The organism is Puniceibacterium sp. IMCC21224, assembly GCF_001038505.1.
In the GTDB taxonomy this organism is placed as follows: Bacteria; Pseudomonadota; Alphaproteobacteria; order Rhodobacterales; family Rhodobacteraceae; genus Puniceibacterium.
In genome coordinates, this window is the sequence record NZ_LDPY01000003.1 from 168,790 (window position 1) to 189,276 (window position 20,487).

Genomic DNA, 20,487 nt, shown 5'->3' on the forward strand with positions numbered 1-20,487 from the left:
TTTTCTCCAACGGAACGTTTCACATGTATAAGAATGATAATCGGCTGTGGTCCTACAGCCTAACGGCAGCCCTTGCGCTGCTAATCCCTTTTAATCTTTTAGCATCGCTTGGAATGGACATTTATCTGCCTGTTGTCCCGGCCATGCCCGCTATTCTTGGTACAAGCGCGTCGGTCGTGCAGATGACGCTGTCACTGTACATGATTATGCTGGGTGTCGGACAAGTACTGTTCGGGCCCTTATCTGATCGCATCGGGCGACGACCGGTCCTGGTGATTGGCGTCGGCTTGTTTATCACGGCGACACTTGGACTGGCCGCAACCTCGTTCGCCCCCGCATTCGTGGCGTTGCGGGTAGTTCAGGCCGTTGGCGCTTCTGCAATGCTGGTTGCCGTCTTTGCAACCATTCGCGACGTCTATGCCGAAAAGCCAGAAAGCGGGACGATCTACAGCTTGATGAATGCGATGCTGTCTTTCGTGCCTGCGCTTGGGCCTATTGCAGGGGCTCTGATTGCTGACGCAATGGGATGGAGGTGGATCTTCTGGCTGTTGGCGCTCACCACCATCGCGGTTGCCATAACGGTCATCCCGAATTGGCCCGAAACTCGCACCCGCCAGGAAAGAACGGTCAAGGTTGGTGCACTTGATATCCTGAAAAGCCGCGCGTTCTGGGCCTATACCGTCGCCTTCGGCACAGCGATGGGAACGTTCTTTGTGTTTTTCTCGACGGCACCGCGTGTTCTGATCGAAGTGGCCGGAATGAGTGAACTGGGTTTTAGTATTTTGTTTGCGACAGTTGCAGCGGTCATGATCGCTGCATCACGGTTTGCGCCCGGCTTTGTTGCGAGGTGGGGAAACCCCGGGTGCGTTTTTCGGGGGCTCGCGCTGATTTTCTCTGCAGCGTTGTTACTGATGCTCCGCCAGTTTGGTTGGCCGAACTCTGTAGCCCTATTCATCGCGCCGATGTGGATCGGTGCTTTGGGTATCGTGATGATCGGGGCCGTGACCGCGAATGGTGCATTGAGCGATTTTGGCGATGCAGCCGGGACTGCCGTCGCGTTACACTTCTGCGGTCAGAGTGTCATCGTCGGGCTTGTGGGTACCGCTTTCATCGTCTTGCTGGGTGGAAGCACTGCCTTCCCATTGGTGGGATATATGGCGTTCATGTCGGTTGTCGCTGCCCTTTGGGTGTGGACAACACTTCCACGAGCAAGCCTGAGCGACTGATGAATGGAACGCCCGGTGCCTATAATGAGCACCGGGCTATAATAAACAAGGCCGGGGCGGGTCATGCCCAGAAGTAATCCTTTGTTTAGCGATCTCTGAGAGCAACCATTTGCGCTTACGTAGCGAAAGCACACTTTGTCCCGCACTTCCGACAACGACCAGCCTTCCGGTGAAGGTCCACTGGCTGGCGTACGCCGGTCAAAACTCAACCATTTCTGCCACAGGCCGAATCCACCGTTTGTGACCCGCGCATTGTGACCATAGATTTTTGTCCGACAGCGGCCATTCGTGACGTATGCAGCGAAGGTCCGGTTCGAGCCCATATTGCAAGATTTCTGCTTCGCAGCGAATGTCGTCTGTCAGGAGGCGGTCAAAAACCTTCAACAAGGTCTTGGGTTTGGAACGGGGTTTTTGGTAGCCTCCAATGAGGTAGTTTGCACCTGTTCCAAAAACGAGCGTTTTTGGAAGGGCAGAGCGAGAGGCGGTTTTACCCAGACCAGCCGTTCATGCGTCGCGCGGCGAATGCCGGTAGAGAGTCGATGCTGTTGAAAAACTCATCTGCGACTTCGGACCGGTCTCCGCACTTTGTGCGTTTTCAGTGAGAGTTGATCACTTTGAGTAGCGGCGAGATCGGGTTTCTTAGCCGACCGGTGCCGATGGGGCCGTTATCGGGCAAAGCTTTGCCAGTTTCCGGAGGTTCTGGGCGGTGGCGGCGAGTGTAAACTCGTCTTTCACCCCCAACGGTCCCCTCAGCCTGAGACGGTTGAGGCCCAGGATGCGCTTCAGATGCGCGAAGAGCATCTCGACTTTTTTGCGCCGTTTCTGGGCGATCTCATTGAATGCGGAGGCCGTGCAGCTGCGGGCAAAATCACGCACCACCTCATACTTCCCGCGCTGGATGCTGCGGGTGTCGCTGTTGGGGCAGCATTTTTCCTTCAAAGGGCAGGCCTGACAGTGCGCCTTCGCCGCCCGATACCTGCGCGGTTTCATCTCAGTCGAGATACGCCCCGGATCGGAATAATTCCTCCGGGTGTGCCGCAGATCCTGGCCTTCGGGGCAGATGTAGCGGTCATTCTCATCATCCCAGGTGAAGTCCGAACGCGACAAAGTTCCGTCCGTGCGTTCGCCTTTATCGATGACTGGGATGAAGGGCAGGATCTGCCGTTTCAGGGCGATCTCAACCAGGCTCTCTTCGGATCCATAGGCTGTATCGGCGACCAGCCAGTCTGGGCGTAGGCTAAAACGCTTTGCTGTGCGGTCGAGCATCGTGAAGGTAGAACCCACCTCGGCCTGCCGCACTGATCGGGTCGCTTCTACATCCATGATGATCCCGTAGTCCGTATCGATCAGGTAATTGTCTGAATAAGCGAAGAAAGCAGGTCCCTTGCGCGCTGCGGTCCACTGGCTGGCAGGATCGGCATGGGCCGTGAACTTTGGCTTTACGGGCGTCGCCGCTCCGAAAGCCTCTTCGTCGAGCGTATCGAGATATTCCCGCACCGCTCTCGGGGCCTCTGCTGGATCGATGGAGGCCGCATCCCACTTATCCTGACGGCTGGAGCTCTGCGTCTGGACATCGGCGCTGATCAGACTGGCATCGACAGCGAAGCCAGTGCCGCCGACCAGGCCACGGGAGATGCACTGGGCGACCACCCGTTCAAAGATATGGCGAAAGATGTTGCTGTCGCGGAACTTGCCATGTCTCAGCTTTGAGAAGGTTGAATGATCCGGCACCTTGTCCTCGAGCCCCAAACGGCAAAACCAGCGGTAGGCGAGGTTGAGATGCACCTCCTGGCAGAGGCGCCGCTCGGACCGCAGCCCCATGACATAGCCGACAACCAGCATCCTGATCATGAGTTCGGGGTCGATCGAAGGTCGGCCGGTGTGACTGTAAAAGTCGCGCATATCGTCGTGCAGACCATCCAGATCCAGAAAGCGATCAATCCCCCGGAGAAGATGGTCGGCCGGGATATGAGTCTCAAGGTCAAACTCGTAGAACAACCGGGCGTGAACCTTTTGCCTTCCAAGCATCGCAAACCCTCCAGATCCCCATAATCCAATGGAATCAGAAGCTTTTGATCCGATCAAGCGCAGAGTTTTTCAACAGCATCAGTCCAAACCTACTTGCCTATAAGGCCTGCTTTTGATTATTGAATGTCATGACCAGACTTAACATCAAACGTATAGAAGACGCCGCCAAACATATCGACGCCGTATTCCAGAATACCCCTCAATACCTCTGCCCACATCTCAGTAAGGCTTTGGGATGCGGTGTTGTTTTGAAGGTGGAAACTTTGAACCCCGTCCGATGCTTCAAAGGGCGAGGAACGGAAACCGTTTTGGCCAACCTTAAAGCAACCAATGGCCCCAAATCGGTTGTATGCGCGAGTGCCGGGAACCTTGGTCAGGCACTTGCCTATTGTGGGAGCAACAGAGGTTTCGATGTTACTGTGACGGTATCCAGTACCGCCAACCCTCTCAAAATTGAACGGATGAAGGCATTGGGGGCAACTGTTGTATTGGTGGAGGGCCAGATTGAAGAAGCACTAAACGTCGCGATTGAGCACTCCCAAAAGACAGGCGCATTTCTTGTTGAAGACAGCAAGAATATTGATACCTGTGAAGGGGCAGGAACGATTGGATTGGAACTCGCCAACCTACCGATTTCTTTGGATTCTGTTTTGATTTCGCTTGGTGCTGGAGCAATGGCGACTGGTATCGGTTTCGCTTTGAAATCCCGTCACCCAGATACCAGAGTTCTGTGCGTTCAACCTCAAAATGCACCTGCGCTAAGTCGATCCTATCTTGCTGGAGAAGTAGTGGATTCCGGCCCGCCCAACACAATCGCCGATGGTGTTGCCGGAAGGTATACTATCCCCGATGTTTTGACTGATATGTTGGAAATCGTGGATGATGCCCTGTTGGTCAAAGAAGATAGTATAATCGAAGGTATGCGCCTGCTTTACGAGTGCTCTGGCCTTGTTGTTGAACCTGCCGCCGCTTTGGGTGTTGCCTGCATCTTAGAAAACCCAGACCGCTTTCGTGGGCAAACTATTGCCACAGTTCTGTGTGGAGCCAATGTCGCGCCCCGTGACTTCGAAAATTGGGTGATCAACAGAGAATAGCTGTGCGGATTGCGCTTCTAACAATGTCTCGACAATTGGGATGTCGGTTCCTGAGTGAAGGTCGGTTTTGTCCCGCGCACCGGACATCCATGCACCCCGCAACGAGCGTCCGCTTTAGGATTTTCAGCCTGCCAAAAAGGACCGTTTGTTGAACGGTCAAAATTGCAGTCGCTCAGATGCCTTTTCTCGATAGCCGACATTGGTCTTACATAGGCCAGTGGTCGCTTTGTCCCGCGAACCAGTCCATGGCGCAGCGCGCGACGAAGGTCCGCTCCGAGCCCAAACCGGACTGACCTGCCACGGGATTTTTCCTCCACCGTCGATTAGAGTCCGGCCCAACCTGAGGACGGACAATGAAGCGAACGAGATTCACGGACGAGCAGATCATCGGCATCCTAGCCGAGCACGAGGCAGGCGCGAAGTGCGCGGACCTTTGCCGCAAGCACGGCATGTCGGAAGGGACCTTCTATAACTGGAAAGCTAAGTTCGGCGGCATGACGGTGTCAGAGGCCAAGCGGCTGAAGACGCTCGAAGACGAGAACGCCAAACTGAAGAAGCTGCTTGCCGAACAGATGCTGGATCTGGCGGCGATGAAGGAACTGGTTTCAAAAAAGTGGTGACGCCTGCCGTGAAGCGCGAGGCTGTCGCGCATCTGAGGTCCCGGCTCGGGATCTCGGAACGGCGGGCGTGCCGGATTGCCGGGGCGGATCGCAAGATGGTCCGCTATCAGGCGCAGCGAGCTCCGGATACGGAACTGCGTGGCCGTCTGCGCGAGTTGGCCAACGAACGCAGACGGTTCGGCTACCGGCGCCTGTTCGTGCTGCTGCGCCGCGAGGGCGAGCCATCCGGCATCAACCGGGTCTATCGGCTCTACCGCGAGGAAGGGCTGACGGTGCGCAAGCGGAAGGCGCGGCGCAAGGCCGTTGGGACACGGGCCCCGATTCTGGTCGAGGCGCGACCGAACGCCCGTTGGTCATTGGATTTCGTCCATGACCAGTTTGCCAACGGCCAGCGCTTTCGCGTGCTCAACGTGGTCGACGACGTCACCCGGGAATGCTTGGCGGCGATCCCAGATACGTCGATCTCGGGGCGCCGGGTGGCGCGTGAACTGACAGCTCTGATCGAACGCCGCGGAAGGCCTGGGATGATTGTCAGCGATAATGGGACGGAACTGACCAGTAACGCGATCCTGCGGTGGTGTTCCGAGCACCGGATCGAATGGCATTATATTGCGCCAGGCAAACCGATGCAGAATGGTTTCGCCGAAAGCTTCAACGGCCGGATGCGCGACGAGCTGCTCAATGAGACCATGTTCCGCAACCTGGCCCATGCGCGGATCGTGATCGCAGCCTGGGCCAGGGACTACAACACCGAGCGTCCCCATTCGGCCTTGGGCTACCAGACCCCGGCTGACTACGCACGGGCCCTGACCACCGCAATCGCCCGCCCCGCTGCGCGAGATGAAAGCTCCGCGCGTCGGGCGATTGCTCAACCTGCGCCAATCGGCGTAAACACTAACCGGGCTCCGGTCGCGGCTGGATGAAGGTTCAGTGGCAGGTCAGGACCTTGTCACATCTCAACAATCTGCTACTCTGTATACATTGGTATGCCAATAGGGGGCGATGTGATTAAAGCCATGCGCCTTGACCAACTCGCGATGCCTAAAGGCGGTGAGGATGAAACACGAGCGTTTTGAGGCGCCGAGCTTAGTTGGCAGCAGCTAGTCAACGGTACAAGTTGAAAACCAAAGAGGATAGTGATGCTCTGTAACATTTCACCAATGCCTGTGATTCAAGGCGATGGCACGATCTGGTTTCCCGTTCACCACATGCGGGGAGGCACCTCGACTGGTCTGATTATCCAAGACGCTTTCGCGCCTGCAGAGCGACACCTGCGGGAGGAACTGCTTCGGCACCTGATGGGCGTTCCGCAGACGGGAAGTCAGAAGGACAATCGCCAGATTACCGGTCTCGGACGGGGGTATCCGACAAGCAACAAGGTCTTCTTCGTTTCTGTCGAGGGTTCAGGCGAGCATATGGCTGCCACCAGCACATTGGCGCAGTTGGCAGCGGATCATGCCGTCGTGGACTGGAGCGTCAATTGCGGGAACATGTCTGCCGCGATCCCTATGTGGCTCACAGAACAAGGGTGGTTCCCGGCACAGGACGAAGCGGCCGAGATAGACATCCGTAATACCAATACCGGTGTTGTTACCACCGCCCGCATGGCTCGCTCCGGGTCCGGAGCCTTTGTGGGTGCGGCCATACCGGGCGTAGACGGCGTGTTCCCGCAAGTCGATCTGTTTCTCAACGACCCTGTGGGATCCAAGACGGGAACTCTGCTTCCCACCGGACGTGTCGTGGATATCGCTGCCGGTCGACGGGTGTCCTGTGTGGATGTGGCCGTTCCGATGGTGATCTGCGATGCAAGGGATTTCGGCAAGACGGGATACGAGGCGGTATCGGAACTCGATGGTGATGCCGCTTTCAAAGCGTCGCTCCGGGAAACGTGGGTCGAGGCGGGACTTGCAATGAACCTTAAGCGGCCAAATGGCCAACCCATGACCAGAGAGGACTTGTCTCGTAGCGAGACCATTCCGAAAATTTGCCTTGTGGCTCCCCCGCGCGACGGCGGCACCATATCCGTCCGCTATTTCACGCCGCAATCCGGTCATGCAACGCTCTCCGTTTCAGGGGGCAGTTGCCTGGCTGCGGCCTGCCTGATCCCGGGCAGCGTCGCGAACAGTCTGTCCGACAGCACTCCCACTTTGAGCGGAAACTGGATTGACTTGCAGCTTTCGGCCGAAAATCCTGCCGGAAAACTCGACATGACCATGACCGCCCGCATTCAGGGCGATGCCGTCGAGATACACCGTGCTGGATACCGGAGGAATGCGCAGGTGCTACTCAAAGGTCATGTCCCCCTCTACCGCGCTTCGAGCGATTTGCGAGAGGCTCTTGCCGCCAATAAGATCGAATGAGGATTTCATGACGGACAACCTTACGTTCCGCCGTACCACAACGGCCGATCTCCGGGACATCGTGGCTTTGTTGGCGGAAGACTCCCTGGGGAGGAACCGCTAAATCTTGTCGGATCCGACCGATCCCGCCTAACCCCAATACAGCACAATTGAATGTCGGCAATGTCCGCGTTGCGGAAGTTGGTACGGGGCGCGGCGAACGGCAGGTACGAGCCGATGCTGTTGAAAAACTCTGCGCTTGATCGGATCAAAAGCTTCTGATTCCATTGGATTATGGGGATCTGGAGGGTTTGCGATGCTTGGAAGGCAAAAGGTTCACGCCCGGTTGTTCTACGAGTTTGACCTTGAGACTCATATCCCGGCCGACCATCTTCTCCGGGGGATTGATCGCTTTCTGGATCTGGATGGTCTGCACGACGATATGCGCGACTTTTACAGTCACACCGGCCGACCTTCGATCGACCCCGAACTCATGATCAGGATGCTGGTTGTCGGCTATGTCATGGGGCTGCGGTCCGAGCGGCGCCTCTGCCAGGAGGTGCATCTCAACCTCGCCTACCGCTGGTTTTGCCGTTTGGGGCTCGAGGACAAGGTGCCGGATCATTCAACCTTCTCAAAGCTGAGACATGGCAAGTTCCGCGACAGCAACATCTTTCGCCATATCTTTGAACGGGTGGTCGCCCAGTGCATCTCCCGTGGCCTGGTCGGCGGCACTGGCTTCGCTGTCGATGCCAGTCTGATCAGCGCCGATGTCCAGACGCAGAGCTCCAGCCGTCAGGATAAGTGGGATGCGGCCTCCATCGATCCAGCAGAGGCCCCGAGAGCGGTGCGGGAATATCTCGATACGCTCGACGAAGAGGCTTTCGGAGCGGCGACGCCCGTAAAGCCAAAGTTCACGGCCCATGCCGATCCTGCCAGCCAGTGGACCGCAGCGCGCAAGGGACCTGCTTTCTTCGCTTATTCAGACAATTACCTGATCGATACGGACTACGGGATCATCATGGATGTAGAAGCGACCCGATCAGTGCGGCAGGCCGAGGTGGGTTCTACCTTCACGATGCTCGACCGCACAGCAAAGCGTTTTAGCCTACGCCCAGACTGGCTGGTCGCCGATACAGCCTATGGATCCGAAGAGAGCCTGGTTGAGATCGCCCTGAAACGGCAGATCCTGCCCTTCATCCCAGTCATCGATAAAGGCGAACGCACGGACGGAACTTTGTCGCGTTCGGACTTCACCTGGGATGATGAGAATGACCGCTACATCTGCCCCGAAGGCCAGGATCTGCGGCACACCCGGAGGAATTATTCCGATCCGGGGCGTATCTCGACTGAGATGAAACCGCGCAGGTATCGGGCGGCGAAGGCGCACTGTCAGGCCTGCCCTTTGAAGGAAAAATGCTGCCCCAACAGCGACACCCGCAGCATCCAGCGCGGGAAGTATGAGGTGGTGCGTGATTTTGCCCGCAGCTGCACGGCCTCCGCATTCAATGAGATCGCCCAGAAACGGCGCAAAAAAGTCGAGATGCTCTTCGCGCATCTGAAGCGCATCCTGGGCCTCAACCGTCTCAGGCTGAGGGGACCGTTGGGGGTGAAAGACGAGTTTACACTCGCCGCCACCGCCCAGAACCTCCGGAAACTGGCAAAGCTTTGCCCGATAACGGCCCCATCGGCACCGGTCGGCTAAGAAACCCGATCTCGCCGCTACTCAAAGTGATCAACTCTCACTGAAAACGCACAAAGTGCGGAGACCGGTCCGAAGTCGCAGATGAGTTTTTCAACAGCATCAGCCCTTCTTGCTCCTTCGTCGAGATGCAGCGAATGTCAGCGCTAAAGAACAGTTCATTGTATGAGGTTCAATAGATACACCATGCGTGCTTCATAATGGCCCAATTCAACCCTACACATTTCTGGCCACGCGAGGCTGGGCGCGGCACCTCCGTGACGCTGCCCGGCCAGCCACGCTCGCCTGTGGTCGATGTGGTTTGCATCAGCGAGGGCATGACCGTCGCGCGCAGCCGGTTTTCGCCGGATCAGGATCATAGCGACGATATCCAGCGACCACCCGGTCAGCTTCTGCTGGCATTCAATCTGTCGGGTGAGATGACCATCAGGACGCCGGACGCAGAACACGTCATCTCGCGCGGGGCGGGATGGGCCATCAGGCCCGGAGAAGCTGCGTTTCGCCGGATCGTGCCCAAGGGCACCGGCTGCGCGAATATCGTTCTATCGCTGACATTGGCGACGCTTTCGGATCACCTCCGCTCGGCGCTGCAACGGGCATTTCCCCGGTCCGGTGTCTTTCGCCGTCTCGATCTGCCTGTTCCCGGACGGGCCGACTTTGCGACGTTGTTCGATGGGCTGGACACGCCCGCCGCCATGATCCGCAAGGAAGGGCAATGCCTTGCATTGATCGGCCATGCGCTGGAAGATCTGGACAAGGACGCGCCCAACGTTCGGGGCGGCCCCGATCCGAAACTGCTTGTCGCGCGGGCGCGCTCGATATTGGCCGAACGATTGGGCGAACGGATCGTCCTGTCCGATCTGGCCCGGAGCCTCGGCGTCAGTCATGTCACTTTGAACCGTGCGTTCCGGCTTGAGACCGGCCGTTCGGTATTCGAGCACCTGCGCGCCATGCGTCTCGAAAAGGCGGCGCATCTGATTGGCGAAACCGACCGCTCACTCATCAAGATCGCTTTCGAATGCGGCTTTTCCAGCCCGTCCCACCTGAGCAAGGCCTGGCGCGACCTTAACGGTGCGAGCCCCAGAGAATGGCGAAAATCCCGGCAAAGCGGCCAGCTTTCTTAAAATACAAGAGTTTTTTGGTAAGATATAAGTTTTGCGCGACCAGGCGTGGCACATCGTGGAAAAAAGGATTCTGCGATGCCCCGCTCCACCTGTTTGCCAATGGCAATCCTGCCCGCGTTTTGCGCCTTTCCGGCCCTCGCACAGGAAACGCCCTATGAACTGCCGCCCATCTTTGTGTCGGTTCATCATTGGGACGAGCTGGCCAGCCAGGCCGCGACCAGTGCCACGGTCCTGACGCCCCAAGACAGAGATGGTACTCCCAAACGCGATCTCCAAGCCATCACCGACCGCAGCGCAAACGTCGTATTCCAGCGCGCCAATTCCGGCGAGCGTCTGGTGGTGCGCGGCATCTCGGCCTTCGACAATGCGCTGGCCGATCCTGTGGGGTATCGCGTCAACGGCGTGTCTCTGCCGCTGGGCACCCTGCAATTGCCACATTTCTTTGCCGCCGATCAGGTGACGCTGCTCAAAGGTCCGCAGGGCACCACCATCGGGCGCAACAGCGAGGCGGGATTGCTGAGCTACGACACGCTTGCACCGGGCAGCCTCGACGGCTGGCAGGCGGAAATCGGCGTGAACGGATCGGATGTCGGTGCGTCGCCCCTGGGGGCGAATGGGTCGCTGCTCTACTCGGGCTGGCTGAACGACGATGTTGCGCTCACCTTCGGGGCCGAGGTGGCAGGCGATCAGGGTGTGATCACCGACCCGGCGACGGGTGCGGATGATGGCGGCAAGAGCGAGCGCCTCACGGCTGTTTTCGGCGTGCAATGGGCGCTTGAGAACGGGGCCAGCCTGCGGCTGACAAGCGTTGCCGAACATGAGGATCTGAACAAGGAACAGTTCCGCTATGTCAGCGGACCGCTGGCGACAGGGCGCTTTCAATCGAGCTACGGCGATCCTTCGTCGGAAACCCGCGACATGAGCGTGACCGCACTGGAATATTCTCAAAGCTTTGACGGGTTCGACCTGACCGCGATCACCGGATTCACGACTTTCAACCGCGATTTCACCCTCGATTTCGACAGCTCGCGCCTGCCTCTGGGCGTGACCACGCTCGATCTTGAAGACCGGATGCTGTCGCAGGAAATCCGCCTGACCTCTCCTGAGGGGGCCGGTCCGCTCAAGTGGTCGGCAGGTGTGCATGTCTACCGACAGAAAACCGACGTGGCGTTCACCCTCGGCGCACTCTCCACCGACCGGCAGACCGAGATCACGCAAAGCGGGCTTGGGCTCTACGGGTTCGGCGAGTATGCGGTGAACGACCGGCTGAGGCTGGGCGCGGGGGTTCGCCTCGACTGGACCGAGAGCGATGCGACCCAGCAACTGACCACGATGGCAGGCAGCAGGCGCTATGAGGGCTCGCAAAGCGACCTGACAGTGCTGCCAAAGCTGACCGCCGCCTATGACGTGACACCCGACACCATCCTCTACGGAACGCTGGCGCGCGGATATCTGCCGGGGGGCTACAACTACGCCTTCGCCAGTGATGCGGGCAGCCTGACCTATGACCTGGAATACAGCTGGAGCTTCGAGACCGGCGTGAAGAAGGATTTTGCAAGCGGCGCGGCGTTGCGGCTGGCGGGGTTCTATACCCGGGTCGACGACAAGCAGATCGCCGAGACGATTCCGGGCGCCGCGCAGCGCATCTCGAACGCGGCCGAGGCGGAAACCTACGGGATCGAGGCGGAAGCCAGCGCGCCTCTTGGACAAGGCTGGAGCGTTCGCGCGACGGCCGGTTGGCAGAAGGCCCGCGCGACATCCTTCGAGACGACGGTGTTCGATTCGGGAACGGGCGGGCTGCGTCCGGTGGATTACTCGGGCAATGCTCTTCCGCTGGCCCCCGAGACCACTTACGGGCTTGCGCTTTCCTACGACGGGCGGAATGGCTGGTCCGGTGAAATCGCCCTCAACGGCTCGGGAAACTATTACTTCGACCCCGGCAACACGATAGAGCAGGACGGCTATCATGCCGTGGATGTCAGCCTCAGCCGCCAGTTCGACAAGGGCAAGCTGACGGTTTGGGCAACCAACCTCTTCGATGAAGAGTATTACGCAAGCGCCGCAAATACCGTGCGCGGAACGGTGGTCGAGGATGGGGCAGCCCGGCGGTTCGGCGTCAACTATCGCATGGAGTGGTAGGCATGGCGCAATCCGAAGGGGCAGCACGGCTCTATGCCACAATTGAAGGTCCAATCCGGTTCGCCCTGCTCGACTGGGCGCTTGAAACCGGTCTGTTCGACTTCTGCGCAGAAGGACGAACCGCAAAGGCCGTCGCAGATGCCAGGGGCCTCGATGCAGGACAGGTCGCCCTCGTCCTGCGGGCACTGGTCGCAGCCCGGTTTCTGGAGCAGTCGGCAGGCGTGTTTCACACCGCCCCCGACATCCTGCCCTTCGTCGTAGCTGACGGTTCGCGCAACCTGCGGGAAAACCTGCGGGCGATGGCCGGAATGCGTCATGCCGGTCTGGACGACATCGCGGAACTCCTGCGCCCCGACCGCCCTGCACCCGAACGCCCGCTTTTCGATGCGACCCATTGGGATCGTGCGCATGGGTCGCTGAAGGCGTTTCACCGGGCGGTCGCCGCCGACGCGATGGAGCCCTGTCTGGTGGGCTTGCATGAATGGACGCGGGCGGCATCGCTTTTGGAGGTCGGCCCCGGCAGCGCCGTGCTGGCCCGCCGCCTTCTGGCACGGCGTCCCGAGCTGCACATCACGTTGCTAGATCTTCCGCCGGTTGCCGACCGCATCCGCGTGGACACTGCCGACCTGCCCGTCGAAGTCGTGGCAGGCAGCTACAACGACACATTGCCCGAGGGGCCATTCGATATCGTCTGGTGCTCCATGTCGCTCTATTTTCGCGACAACGGCCTGCAACGGCTGATCGAACGGCTTGCGGACGTTCTTAACCCAAATGGCGTCTTGGTCAGCTTTCACGAAGCGCTGCACGATGCCCGGACGGGGCCTCCCGAGCATGTCATCGGGCGGCTGATGCCCTCGCTGCGGCAAGGGGATGTGTCCTTCGCAGAAGGCGAGATCGCCGATGCGATGTCGGATGCCGGATTGGCAGACCTTGAAACGCAAACCGTGACGACGGCTTTCGGACGGTTCCGCCTCGACCTCGCGCGGAAAAGGAATTGATGTCATGCGCCTTTTTGCCCTCCTTCTCATCATCGGCCTGCCAGCCCGTGCTGAGGAAATCGTCCTGTCCGGCCCTCCGACCTGGGAAACCGCTCCCCTGATCGCACTGGCCGAGGATCAGCCCTTGGAGGATCGCGGGATCACGTTCACGTTTCGCCCGTGGACCAGCCAGGAGGATTTGCGCACGCGCCTGATGGATGAGGCATCGCTCGTGGCGGTGGCACCCAGCCTGACGGCGGCGCTCTGGGATGCGCGCGGGATCGATTTGCGGGTGTGGAGCGCCACCAGCTCGGAAGGGGCACTCTGGATCGTCGGACGCGGCCCGGCTTTGGAGAACCCGAGCGATCTTGCCGGGCGCAGCCTTGCCTTGCCGTTCAAGGGCAATCTGCCCGATCTGCTGATGCAGCGGCTTGCGTTAGATGCCCCGGATGCCTTCACGCCGACATATACGGGCAATTACATGGCAACGATGCAGCTGGTTCTGGTCGGTCGCGCGGAGATTGCCCTGCTGCCCGAGCCCTTGGCGAGCGTTCTCGTTGCGCAGGCGCCGGATATGGCCCGTCTTGCGGATGTCTGCGAGCTGTGGCGCGGGCAGACCGCGCTGGAGGCCTGTCCTCCCGGCGGCGCGGTTGTATCGAACATCCCGGCGGACCGTCCCGATCTGCAAGCCGCCTATGAAGCGGCATTCGCACGGCTCGCGGCAGCTCCGCAACAGGCCGCGGCCCTGTTGGCCAGCGTCTTTCCCGATCTGCCGGACACGGGCGAAGGTTACGCGGACATGGCACCGCGAGCCCTGAGCCTACCTGAAAATCGCACGGCCCTTGCAGCATTCTATGCCGAGATTTTCAGCATCGCGCCCGAGGCACTGGGCGGCGAATTGCCCAATGCCGCATTCTTCGATCCGGCCAGTGAATGACGGCCTGGAAACGGAACTTGCTTGCGTTTGCACTGGGCTGCGGTTTGCTCGTGGGCGCCTGGCAGATCGTCGCGTGGCAAACCCTGCCCGCGCTGCTGCCCGCGCCGATCACGGTCGCATCCGCGACCGTGGCATTGCTGGCCGACCCCGCGTTCTGGAGCGGTGCGCTTGCCCCGAGCCTTTTGCGCATGGCGGGCGGTCTGTCATTGGCAATCGCCGTCGGCATTCCGCTCGGGATCATCGGCCACCGCTCATGCCGCGTGGCTGCGTTCCTAGCTCCTTTGCGGCTTCTGCTCATGGGGATACCCGCGCCGATCCTGGTCATTCTCTTCATACTCTGGACGCGTGGCGGCACGTGGACGGTGATCCTGAGCGTCGCCGCCTTGCTCATGCCCGTCTTTCAGGTCGCGGTTGCCGAAGGTTTGCGCGCCGTCGATCCGCAGATCGACGAAATGGCCCGCCTGTTCCGGGTGCCCCTGTCCAAGCGGGTACGCCACGTCATCTGGCCCGCATTCTGGACTGCCCTCGGTCCCGCCCTGCGGATCGGCGTGGCGAACGGGCTGCGCGTGACATTGCTGACCGAGCTGCTCAGCGGCGCGAACGGGCTCGGCGATGCCGTGCAGACAGCGCAGACCTACCTGCAGACAGATCGCCTTTTCGCGCTGGTGCTGATTATCCTCGCCCTGGTAGCAGCATTCGACGCCGCATTGGCTCGCCTGCCGGGAACGAGAGGTCGCGCATGACCCTCTTCGAAGGCGCAAACATGACGTTGCGATATGACGCAGCGGGCGCGCCCGCATTCTCGGACCTGTCGCTGAACATCCGCAAGGGCGATTGCTTGTTCCTCTCCGGCCCGAGTGGCGCGGGCAAGACAAGCCTTCTGCGCGTGATCGCCGGCCTTGAAACGCCGGATGCCACGCGGTTGGTGCGCCGCTTCGAGCGGCCCGGTTTCGCCTTTGCAGAGCCGCGGCTGTTGCCAGACCTGACCGTGGCGCAGAACCTGTCCCTTGTCCGTTCGGACGGAGAGGACATCATGCCCGCCCTGTCGCAACTTGGACTTCGGGATATGGCTGACAGACCGGCCGCGACCCTGTCGAAAGGACAGGCACAGCGCGCTGCGCTCCTACGCGCCCTGGGCATCGAGCCCGACATCCTGCTGCTGGACGAGGCCCTCGGCGGGCTCGATGCGGCCCGTTGGGAAGCGGCCCGCGATATGATCCGGAAACAACATGAGAAAACCGGATTGGCCATCATCGAGGTCACGCATGATCCGGCGCGGCGACTGTTCCAAGGTCAATCCCTGTCGCTCGACAAAGCCAGGGAAACGCAATGACAGAACAGACGATCTGTATCCTCGGCGGTTACGGCGATGTCGGCCTGCGCGTTGCGCGCCTGCTGCACGCGCGCAGCGATGCCCGTATCCTCCTTGCCGGGCGCGATGGCACGAAGGCTACACGGGTCGCGCGGACCATAGGCCAGCGCTGCGAAGGCATGGCCCTCGACGTCAAGGCGACGGAAGCGGCCACACGGTTGAAGGGCATGACACTTTGCATCAGCCTGACCGAGGCCACGCCGCCCGGCCTCGCCGCTACACTGATTGCCGAAGGCACGGGTTTCATCGACAGTTCGGCGTCGCCCGATTACGTGACCGCGCTGCGCAGCGCGATTGAGGCCGTGGCACGCCCGCAGGCCAGCGCCATTCTCGAAGCCGGTCTCGCGCCGGGCCTGACCAACGTCATGGCCGCAGGTCTGTGCCGCGATCATCCTGAAACGGCCCGCATCGACGTGCTGATCGAGATGGGCATGGGCGTGCATCACGGATTCGCCGCAACCGAATGGACCCTGCAATCGCTGGGGCGGACCTATCCGGTCAAGGTGGATGGCAAATGGCAGGACATCCGCACGGGCGCGCTGCGCCGAACCTTCGAGACCGATACGGGTACCGTCTCGGCCATCGGGTTCGCCTTCTGCGACCAGCAAGGCATCGCGCGCGATAATGCCTTGGACAGCGCGCGCACATATCTCGCGGTCGATCCGGGCTGGATGACGCGCGTTCTGGGCTGGCTGAGCCGTCCTGCACTCGCGAACATCATCCAGCGCCACGCCGCGACCCTCGCACGGTCGATCCTACGAATGCCTAAGATGGGCGGAACCGATACGCACGTGGTCGTTGAAGCATACGACGCGCAAGGTAACTTGTTAGGCAGAAAATCTCTGACAGGCGGTCCGCAAGCAGACCTGACCGCAGGAATTCTTGCCACTGCCGCGTTGGCACTGGTTGAAGCGACCGAGGATCGCATCCCCGGTCTACTCCGGTTGACAGACATGCCAAGTGTTCAGGAGATTCTGATCCAACAGGCCGGATGACCCGCGGTAGCACCGGAGACGGGCAGGAAGCTATTTGTCAAAAGGCAAAATCTACCGTTTGTATCCCAAACCGAAAGCCGCCGTTCGTCGAAGGTCAGCTCTGTCCGCATAGCCGACCTCTGCCTGTTGAATATGCACCTCGCCTTTCAGGCAAAGCCTCAACGCAAGCGGTTGCTCGCAAGTCTGCTGGCGGACCTTCCCGTTTTGCGTGGAACGCGCGCGCAAGGCCAACAGATGTTCACCTATTGCGCGTTTGAACGTGAACGCCTTGCGGCGATCAAAATGGACTGTCCAGCGATTGGCATCGTGCTGCACGGGGCCAAGAAAATCTGGATCGGCGACTTGGCCGAGAAGTTGATGCCGGGCACCGCCTTTTGTCTGCCGTGCGGTGTGGCAATGGACGTGGTAAACATCCCGTCTGAACGCGAAGGGGCTTATGAATCCCTGATCTCGCGGATTGACGCCTTGCCTGCCGGCAACGCCAGCCGCTGAAGCGGTGGTCTAAGTGTCTCGGTCACATTTCGCGCGGCAATAGCGCTGCGCGTTTGGCGTTTTACCAAGCAGTCACACGCGCCGTGCGGGCGCGGCCTAGAAGATGCCGGTTGCGCTGTCGAGCACGGGCGCGTGTCTGCCTTAAAGGGACCTGATGGCCAGCCTTACCAGTCCAGTGTGATCGCGATCTTGCCGAACTGCCCGCCCTTTTGCAGCGCTGCATAGGCGTCACTGATGTCGCCGACCGAGAACGCCTGGGCAATCACCGGCTCGATGCGATGCGCTGAGATGGCGTCGGTCGCGGCCTGGAAATCGGCAGCCGATCCGGTATTGCCGCCAATCACGCGGATCGCCTTGCCAATGACCGCCAGCAGATCAAGTGGTGTGTCTCGCCCGCTGACAAATCCGATAGCATAGACAGTGCCGCCGTGCCGAACCGCTATTAGCGAGCGGGAAAACGTATCTGTCCCGGTTGTCTCAAGTACCAGATCGGCGCCCAAGCCATCAGTCATACGCAGAACCTCGTCCTGCCAGTCCGGGGTTGCCCGGTAGTTGATACCTTCGTCGGCTCCCAGTGCTTTGGCACGCTCCAGCTTCTCGTCCGAAGACGAGGTGATGATAACGCGCGCACCAGCGGCCTTGGCAAGTTGCAGAGTCTGCAAGGCGGTGACGCCTGTACCCGGCAAAACAACGGTAGATCCGGGGGTGATCTCACCGGCGCGCAGTGCATTCCAGCCCGTGGTTGCGGGAATTGGCAAGCTCGCGATCGCTTCGAACCCCAAATGGGCGGGCGCTACGACAAGCGATGCTGCATCGACCAGCGCCAGTTCGACGAGCGATCCCGGAATGGTCACGCCGCGCATCGCACCATTGTTGCGGTCCGTGCCGCGACCTGAAATCCACAACGCTTTGGGATGGACGGCAACATGGTCGCCGACGCCAACGTTCTCCACGCCATCGCCGACCGCAATCACTTCGCCCGCGCCATCCGCCACCGGAATATTGGGATAAAGGGCGCCGGGATAGCCCCCTGTCGCGACCAATCGATCAAGGTAGTTGAAGGCCGCTGCACGCATGCGCACCAGTGCCTGCCCATGACCGACATTTCCGGGTTCGGGGATAGAAACGCGTTTGATCGTTGAGATGGTGGGGCCGCTCAGTTCAATGCTGTACATGTTCGATCTCCTTTGGATCAACAGATACGGCCCCATGAATTTAACTGGAATAGATACATTTTACAGCTTATACCTGCATATTATGCAGCAATACCCTGATCTCGACACGATAGAGGCCTTTGTCGCGCTTGCGGACGCCGGCAGCTTTGCCTTGGCCGGTCAGCGGGTCGGGCGCGATCCCACAATCATCTCAAGGCGGGTTCAGGCGCTTGAGGCGCGGCTTGGCGTGCGACTTGCGGAACGCAGTACACGGCGCGTGACACTGACCGAAGCCGGGCGCGCCTATCTTGAACGTCTACGACCCCTGCTGCGCGAACTGGCCGCCGCCGATCGGGAGGCCTCTGCCTTTGCAGAAGGCGCGCCGCGCGGAAATTTGCGCCTGTCACTGCCAACCAGCTTTGGGCGGATGTGGCTATCGCCATTGATCGCGGAATTTCTGAAAGCGCATCCTCAGGTGACGATAGAGGCAGAGCTCAGCAACCGATTTGTCGATATCATCGGTGAACAGTTCGACCTTGCAGTACGGCTGGGTGTGCTGCCCGATTCCCGCCTTGTCGCGCGGCGGCTGTTCCCGCGTTACCGACTGCTCTGCGCGTCGCCGGACTATCTTGCGACCGCCGGACCACTTCGTAATCCAAGCGACCTCGTCCAGCACAACTGCCTGCGCTTCACTGGCAAGGTTAACCCGGCCGTCTGGGAGTTTTTCGACGCGGATGGGAAAACACTGACGGTGCCCGTTACAGGCGCGTTCGCAAGTGACGATGGGGAGGTTCTGGTCGATTCTGCGGTTGCCGGGCTTGGCCTGCTCTACAGCTCCGACTGGCTGGTGGCGCGCCAATTGGCATCAGGCCAACTTGTCCGCGTGCTGGCGGACTGGCGCATCCCGGACGAGGGTGCCATCCAGATAGTCACCCCATCACTTGCAGGGCTCCCGAGCAAAACCCGCGCGTTTTCTGACTGGCTTACAAGACGTTTTCGGCCTGATCCACCTTGGGCCGCGGCACAGCTCAGATGACCAGGTTCAGGCGTCGCAACTGGCCTGCACAAGTTACCCCTTGAGCATTCTCCGCCGGCCCGTCGCCGAATCTTGGCGATACGCCATTGCCATGTCGGGCTCGCCGGTCGCGCTTTGAGAAGATAAAACGTGGCTAATTTTGTAGGCACGGCCATTGCAACAGCATCCCTCACTTCAAATGTTGGGCCTTACTTTCCCGCACTCCGCCTGTGTGCGGCGGGGGACGTGCCGATTACGCGTTTGAATGCGCGGGTGAACGCCGCTTGCGAGGAATAGCCAAGGCGGTAAGCGACGGACATCACCGAAGTGCCCTCTTGTTCCAGCAACTGTGCAGCTACACGCATTCGCAGATCCGTCAGATAGCGCAACGGGCTGACGCCCAGCACGTCGACAAAGCGATCTGAAAACATCGAACGCGAAGCACCCATCAAGCCAGCCATCATTGCAACGTCCCAGTCCCTCCCGGGATCTCGGTGCAACTCAACCAGTACCCTTGCAAGTCGCGGGTCGCGCAGTGCGGTGATCACGCCAGAGGCGTTATCGCAGCCGCATTCGACCCAGCCCCGAATGATCAGCGCTGCAATGACATCCGCCAGACGCGCGAGGATACCCGCCGATCCCGGCCGATCCCACTGCATCTCAATTTCCATCGCAGCAAGGATTGCGTGCATTTCCGGTTGGCTATCTAGCAGGGCGCCCACTGACATCGCCTCAGGCATCAACGCCACCAGCGGATGCACCGTGGCGAGATCCAACTCCATAGCGCCAGTCAGGATCGTGGTGTCGGTGCTGCGACATGCGGCATCGTCACATTCACGGATCTCGCTGAACGCCTGGCAAACGGGTTCAGGCGTAAAGCGGTCGAAATCGCGCGCCGCGACGCGCGGCCCTGACAGTATCTGATGGGGGTGCCCACGCGGGATCAGAACGGCATCACCCGCAGACATGATGCGCGGTGCGACATCTGGCAAAAGCAGCAGCGCCTTCCCTTGGCCGATGAAGTGAAAACGCGCGTCGTCACTGGCCGTGAAATTCACCCCAAAGGGCGGTGTCAGCCGCAGTCGCCAATAGTTCGCACCACGCAAGCGCATGCCAAGAAGCACCTCGCTCACGGCATCATGTGATTCATGCATTTCGGCGTTTGGATCAAACATGTCGGTGAAACTGGCACAGTTCATCCGATATTTCTAGCTATATCTCTGTCCAACCAACAGACAACGCCATGGAGCGCCTTATGCCATCAGATACATTC

General features: G+C 60.0%; 17 protein-coding genes. 14 read left to right on the forward strand and 3 right to left on the reverse strand.

Going from position 1 to position 20,487, the window contains the following annotated elements:
- The first annotated feature begins 23 nt into the window (after positions 1-23).
- Positions 24-1,226, forward strand: a complete 1,203-nt coding sequence (gene cml, locus IMCC21224_RS22455; RefSeq protein ID WP_047997932.1) for a CmlA/FloR family chloramphenicol efflux MFS transporter — start codon at positions 24-26, stop codon at positions 1,224-1,226.
- Positions 1,227-1,865: 639 nt separating this feature from the next.
- On the opposite strand, the gene IMCC21224_RS22465 is transcribed toward cml, so the two are convergent.
- Positions 1,866-3,254, reverse strand: a complete 1,389-nt coding sequence (locus IMCC21224_RS22465; protein ID WP_047997821.1) for an IS1182 family transposase — start codon at positions 3,252-3,254, stop codon at positions 1,866-1,868.
- A 128-nt stretch (positions 3,255-3,382) separates the two neighbouring features.
- Here IMCC21224_RS22465 and IMCC21224_RS22470 point away from each other — a divergent pair, with 128 nt between their 5' ends.
- The 12 genes from IMCC21224_RS22470 (at position 3,383) to IMCC21224_RS22530 (ending at position 17,045) form a co-directional block, all read left to right on the forward strand.
- Complete coding sequence (locus IMCC21224_RS22470) at positions 3,383-4,348, forward strand: threonine/serine dehydratase (RefSeq protein WP_047997822.1); 966 nt, start codon at positions 3,383-3,385, stop codon at positions 4,346-4,348.
- A 353-nt stretch (positions 4,349-4,701) separates the two neighbouring features.
- Positions 4,702-5,891 (forward strand): IS3 family transposase gene (locus IMCC21224_RS22480; RefSeq protein WP_156178403.1). Its coding sequence is split into 2 segments (ribosomal slippage): positions 4,702-4,954 and positions 4,954-5,891, totalling 1,191 coding nucleotides; the frame shifts between segments, so codons are not numbered across the junction.
- Positions 5,892-6,107: 216 nt separating this feature from the next.
- Positions 6,108-7,328, forward strand: coding sequence for a PrpF domain-containing protein (locus IMCC21224_RS22485; RefSeq protein ID WP_197089297.1), 1,221 nt, complete (start codon positions 6,108-6,110; stop codon positions 7,326-7,328).
- 295 nt (positions 7,329-7,623) lie between these two features.
- Positions 7,624-9,012: an IS1182 family transposase gene (locus tag IMCC21224_RS22490; RefSeq protein ID WP_047997821.1), complete on the forward strand. Its 1,389-nt coding sequence runs from the start codon at positions 7,624-7,626 to the stop codon at positions 9,010-9,012.
- A 197-nt stretch (positions 9,013-9,209) separates the two neighbouring features.
- On the forward strand, positions 9,210-10,133 hold the full coding sequence (locus IMCC21224_RS22495; RefSeq protein ID WP_047997825.1) for an AraC family transcriptional regulator: 924 nt from the start codon (positions 9,210-9,212) through the stop codon (positions 10,131-10,133).
- A gap of 75 nt (positions 10,134-10,208) precedes the next feature.
- A complete protein-coding gene (locus tag IMCC21224_RS22500; RefSeq protein ID WP_047997826.1) occupies positions 10,209-12,272 on the forward strand; it encodes a TonB-dependent receptor in 2,064 nt (687 codons plus the stop codon).
- Between the two features lie 2 nt (positions 12,273-12,274).
- Complete coding sequence (locus IMCC21224_RS22505; RefSeq protein WP_047997827.1) at positions 12,275-13,270, forward strand: trans-aconitate 2-methyltransferase; 996 nt, start codon at positions 12,275-12,277, stop codon at positions 13,268-13,270.
- 4 nt (positions 13,271-13,274) lie between these two features.
- The gene (locus tag IMCC21224_RS22510; protein ID WP_047997828.1) at positions 13,275-14,186 is read left to right on the forward strand and encodes a taurine ABC transporter substrate-binding protein; all 912 of its coding nucleotides are present in this window, start codon (positions 13,275-13,277) and stop codon (positions 14,184-14,186) included.
- A complete protein-coding gene (locus tag IMCC21224_RS22515) occupies positions 14,183-14,929 on the forward strand; it encodes an ABC transporter permease (RefSeq protein ID WP_047997829.1) in 747 nt (248 codons plus the stop codon). The genes IMCC21224_RS22510 and IMCC21224_RS22515 overlap by 4 nt, the downstream gene beginning before the upstream one ends.
- A complete protein-coding gene (locus IMCC21224_RS22520; RefSeq protein ID WP_053079168.1) occupies positions 14,926-15,519 on the forward strand; it encodes an ATP-binding cassette domain-containing protein in 594 nt (197 codons plus the stop codon). Before IMCC21224_RS22515 ends, IMCC21224_RS22520 begins: the two co-directional genes overlap by 4 nt.
- On the forward strand, positions 15,516-16,553 hold the full coding sequence (locus IMCC21224_RS22525; protein ID WP_047997830.1) for a saccharopine dehydrogenase NADP-binding domain-containing protein: 1,038 nt from the start codon (positions 15,516-15,518) through the stop codon (positions 16,551-16,553). Before IMCC21224_RS22520 ends, IMCC21224_RS22525 begins: the two co-directional genes overlap by 4 nt.
- Positions 16,554-16,787: 234 nt before the next feature.
- Complete coding sequence (locus IMCC21224_RS22530; protein ID WP_156178404.1) at positions 16,788-17,045, forward strand: hypothetical protein; 258 nt, start codon at positions 16,788-16,790, stop codon at positions 17,043-17,045.
- A gap of 164 nt (positions 17,046-17,209) precedes the next feature.
- Here the strand turns inward: IMCC21224_RS22530 and IMCC21224_RS22535 are convergent, their stop codons facing one another.
- The gene (locus tag IMCC21224_RS22535) at positions 17,210-18,220 is read right to left on the reverse strand and encodes an NAD(P)-dependent alcohol dehydrogenase (protein WP_047997832.1); all 1,011 of its coding nucleotides are present in this window, start codon (positions 18,218-18,220) and stop codon (positions 17,210-17,212) included.
- A gap of 82 nt (positions 18,221-18,302) precedes the next feature.
- On the opposite strand from IMCC21224_RS22535, the gene IMCC21224_RS22540 reads away from it, so the two are divergent.
- Positions 18,303-19,235, forward strand: coding sequence for a LysR family transcriptional regulator (locus tag IMCC21224_RS22540; RefSeq protein ID WP_047997833.1), 933 nt, complete (start codon positions 18,303-18,305; stop codon positions 19,233-19,235).
- A gap of 188 nt (positions 19,236-19,423) precedes the next feature.
- On the opposite strand, the gene IMCC21224_RS22545 is transcribed toward IMCC21224_RS22540, so the two are convergent.
- The gene (locus tag IMCC21224_RS22545; protein ID WP_197089298.1) at positions 19,424-20,413 is read right to left on the reverse strand and encodes an AraC family transcriptional regulator; all 990 of its coding nucleotides are present in this window, start codon (positions 20,411-20,413) and stop codon (positions 19,424-19,426) included.
- Positions 20,414-20,487 lie beyond the last annotated feature (74 nt).

Coding starts and splice junctions, on each gene's coding strand:
- IMCC21224_RS22540 (WP_047997833.1), top strand. CDS start 18,303: ATGCAGCAATACCCTGATCTCGACACGATAGAGGCCTTTGTCGCGCTT.
- IMCC21224_RS22515 (WP_047997829.1), top strand. CDS start 14,183: ATGACGGCCTGGAAACGGAACTTGCTTGCGTTTGCACTGGGCTGCGGT.
- IMCC21224_RS22510 (WP_047997828.1), top strand. CDS start 13,275: ATGCGCCTTTTTGCCCTCCTTCTCATCATCGGCCTGCCAGCCCGTGCT.
- IMCC21224_RS22490 (WP_047997821.1), top strand. CDS start 7,624: ATGCTTGGAAGGCAAAAGGTTCACGCCCGGTTGTTCTACGAGTTTGAC.
- IMCC21224_RS22525 (WP_047997830.1), top strand. CDS start 15,516: ATGACAGAACAGACGATCTGTATCCTCGGCGGTTACGGCGATGTCGGC.
- IMCC21224_RS22500 (WP_047997826.1), top strand. CDS start 10,209: ATGCCCCGCTCCACCTGTTTGCCAATGGCAATCCTGCCCGCGTTTTGC.
- cml (WP_047997932.1), top strand. CDS start 24: ATGTATAAGAATGATAATCGGCTGTGGTCCTACAGCCTAACGGCAGCC.
- IMCC21224_RS22535 (WP_047997832.1), bottom strand. CDS start 18,220: ATGTACAGCATTGAACTGAGCGGCCCCACCATCTCAACGATCAAACGC.
- IMCC21224_RS22495 (WP_047997825.1), top strand. CDS start 9,210: ATGGCCCAATTCAACCCTACACATTTCTGGCCACGCGAGGCTGGGCGC.
- IMCC21224_RS22505 (WP_047997827.1), top strand. CDS start 12,275: ATGGCGCAATCCGAAGGGGCAGCACGGCTCTATGCCACAATTGAAGGT.
- IMCC21224_RS22465 (WP_047997821.1), bottom strand. CDS start 3,254: ATGCTTGGAAGGCAAAAGGTTCACGCCCGGTTGTTCTACGAGTTTGAC.
- IMCC21224_RS22520 (WP_053079168.1), top strand. CDS start 14,926: ATGACCCTCTTCGAAGGCGCAAACATGACGTTGCGATATGACGCAGCG.
- IMCC21224_RS22485 (WP_197089297.1), top strand. CDS start 6,108: ATGCTCTGTAACATTTCACCAATGCCTGTGATTCAAGGCGATGGCACG.
- IMCC21224_RS22470 (WP_047997822.1), top strand. CDS start 3,383: ATGACCAGACTTAACATCAAACGTATAGAAGACGCCGCCAAACATATC.
- IMCC21224_RS22545 (WP_197089298.1), bottom strand. CDS start 20,413: ATGAACTGTGCCAGTTTCACCGACATGTTTGATCCAAACGCCGAAATG.
- IMCC21224_RS22530 (WP_156178404.1), top strand. CDS start 16,788: ATGTTCACCTATTGCGCGTTTGAACGTGAACGCCTTGCGGCGATCAAA.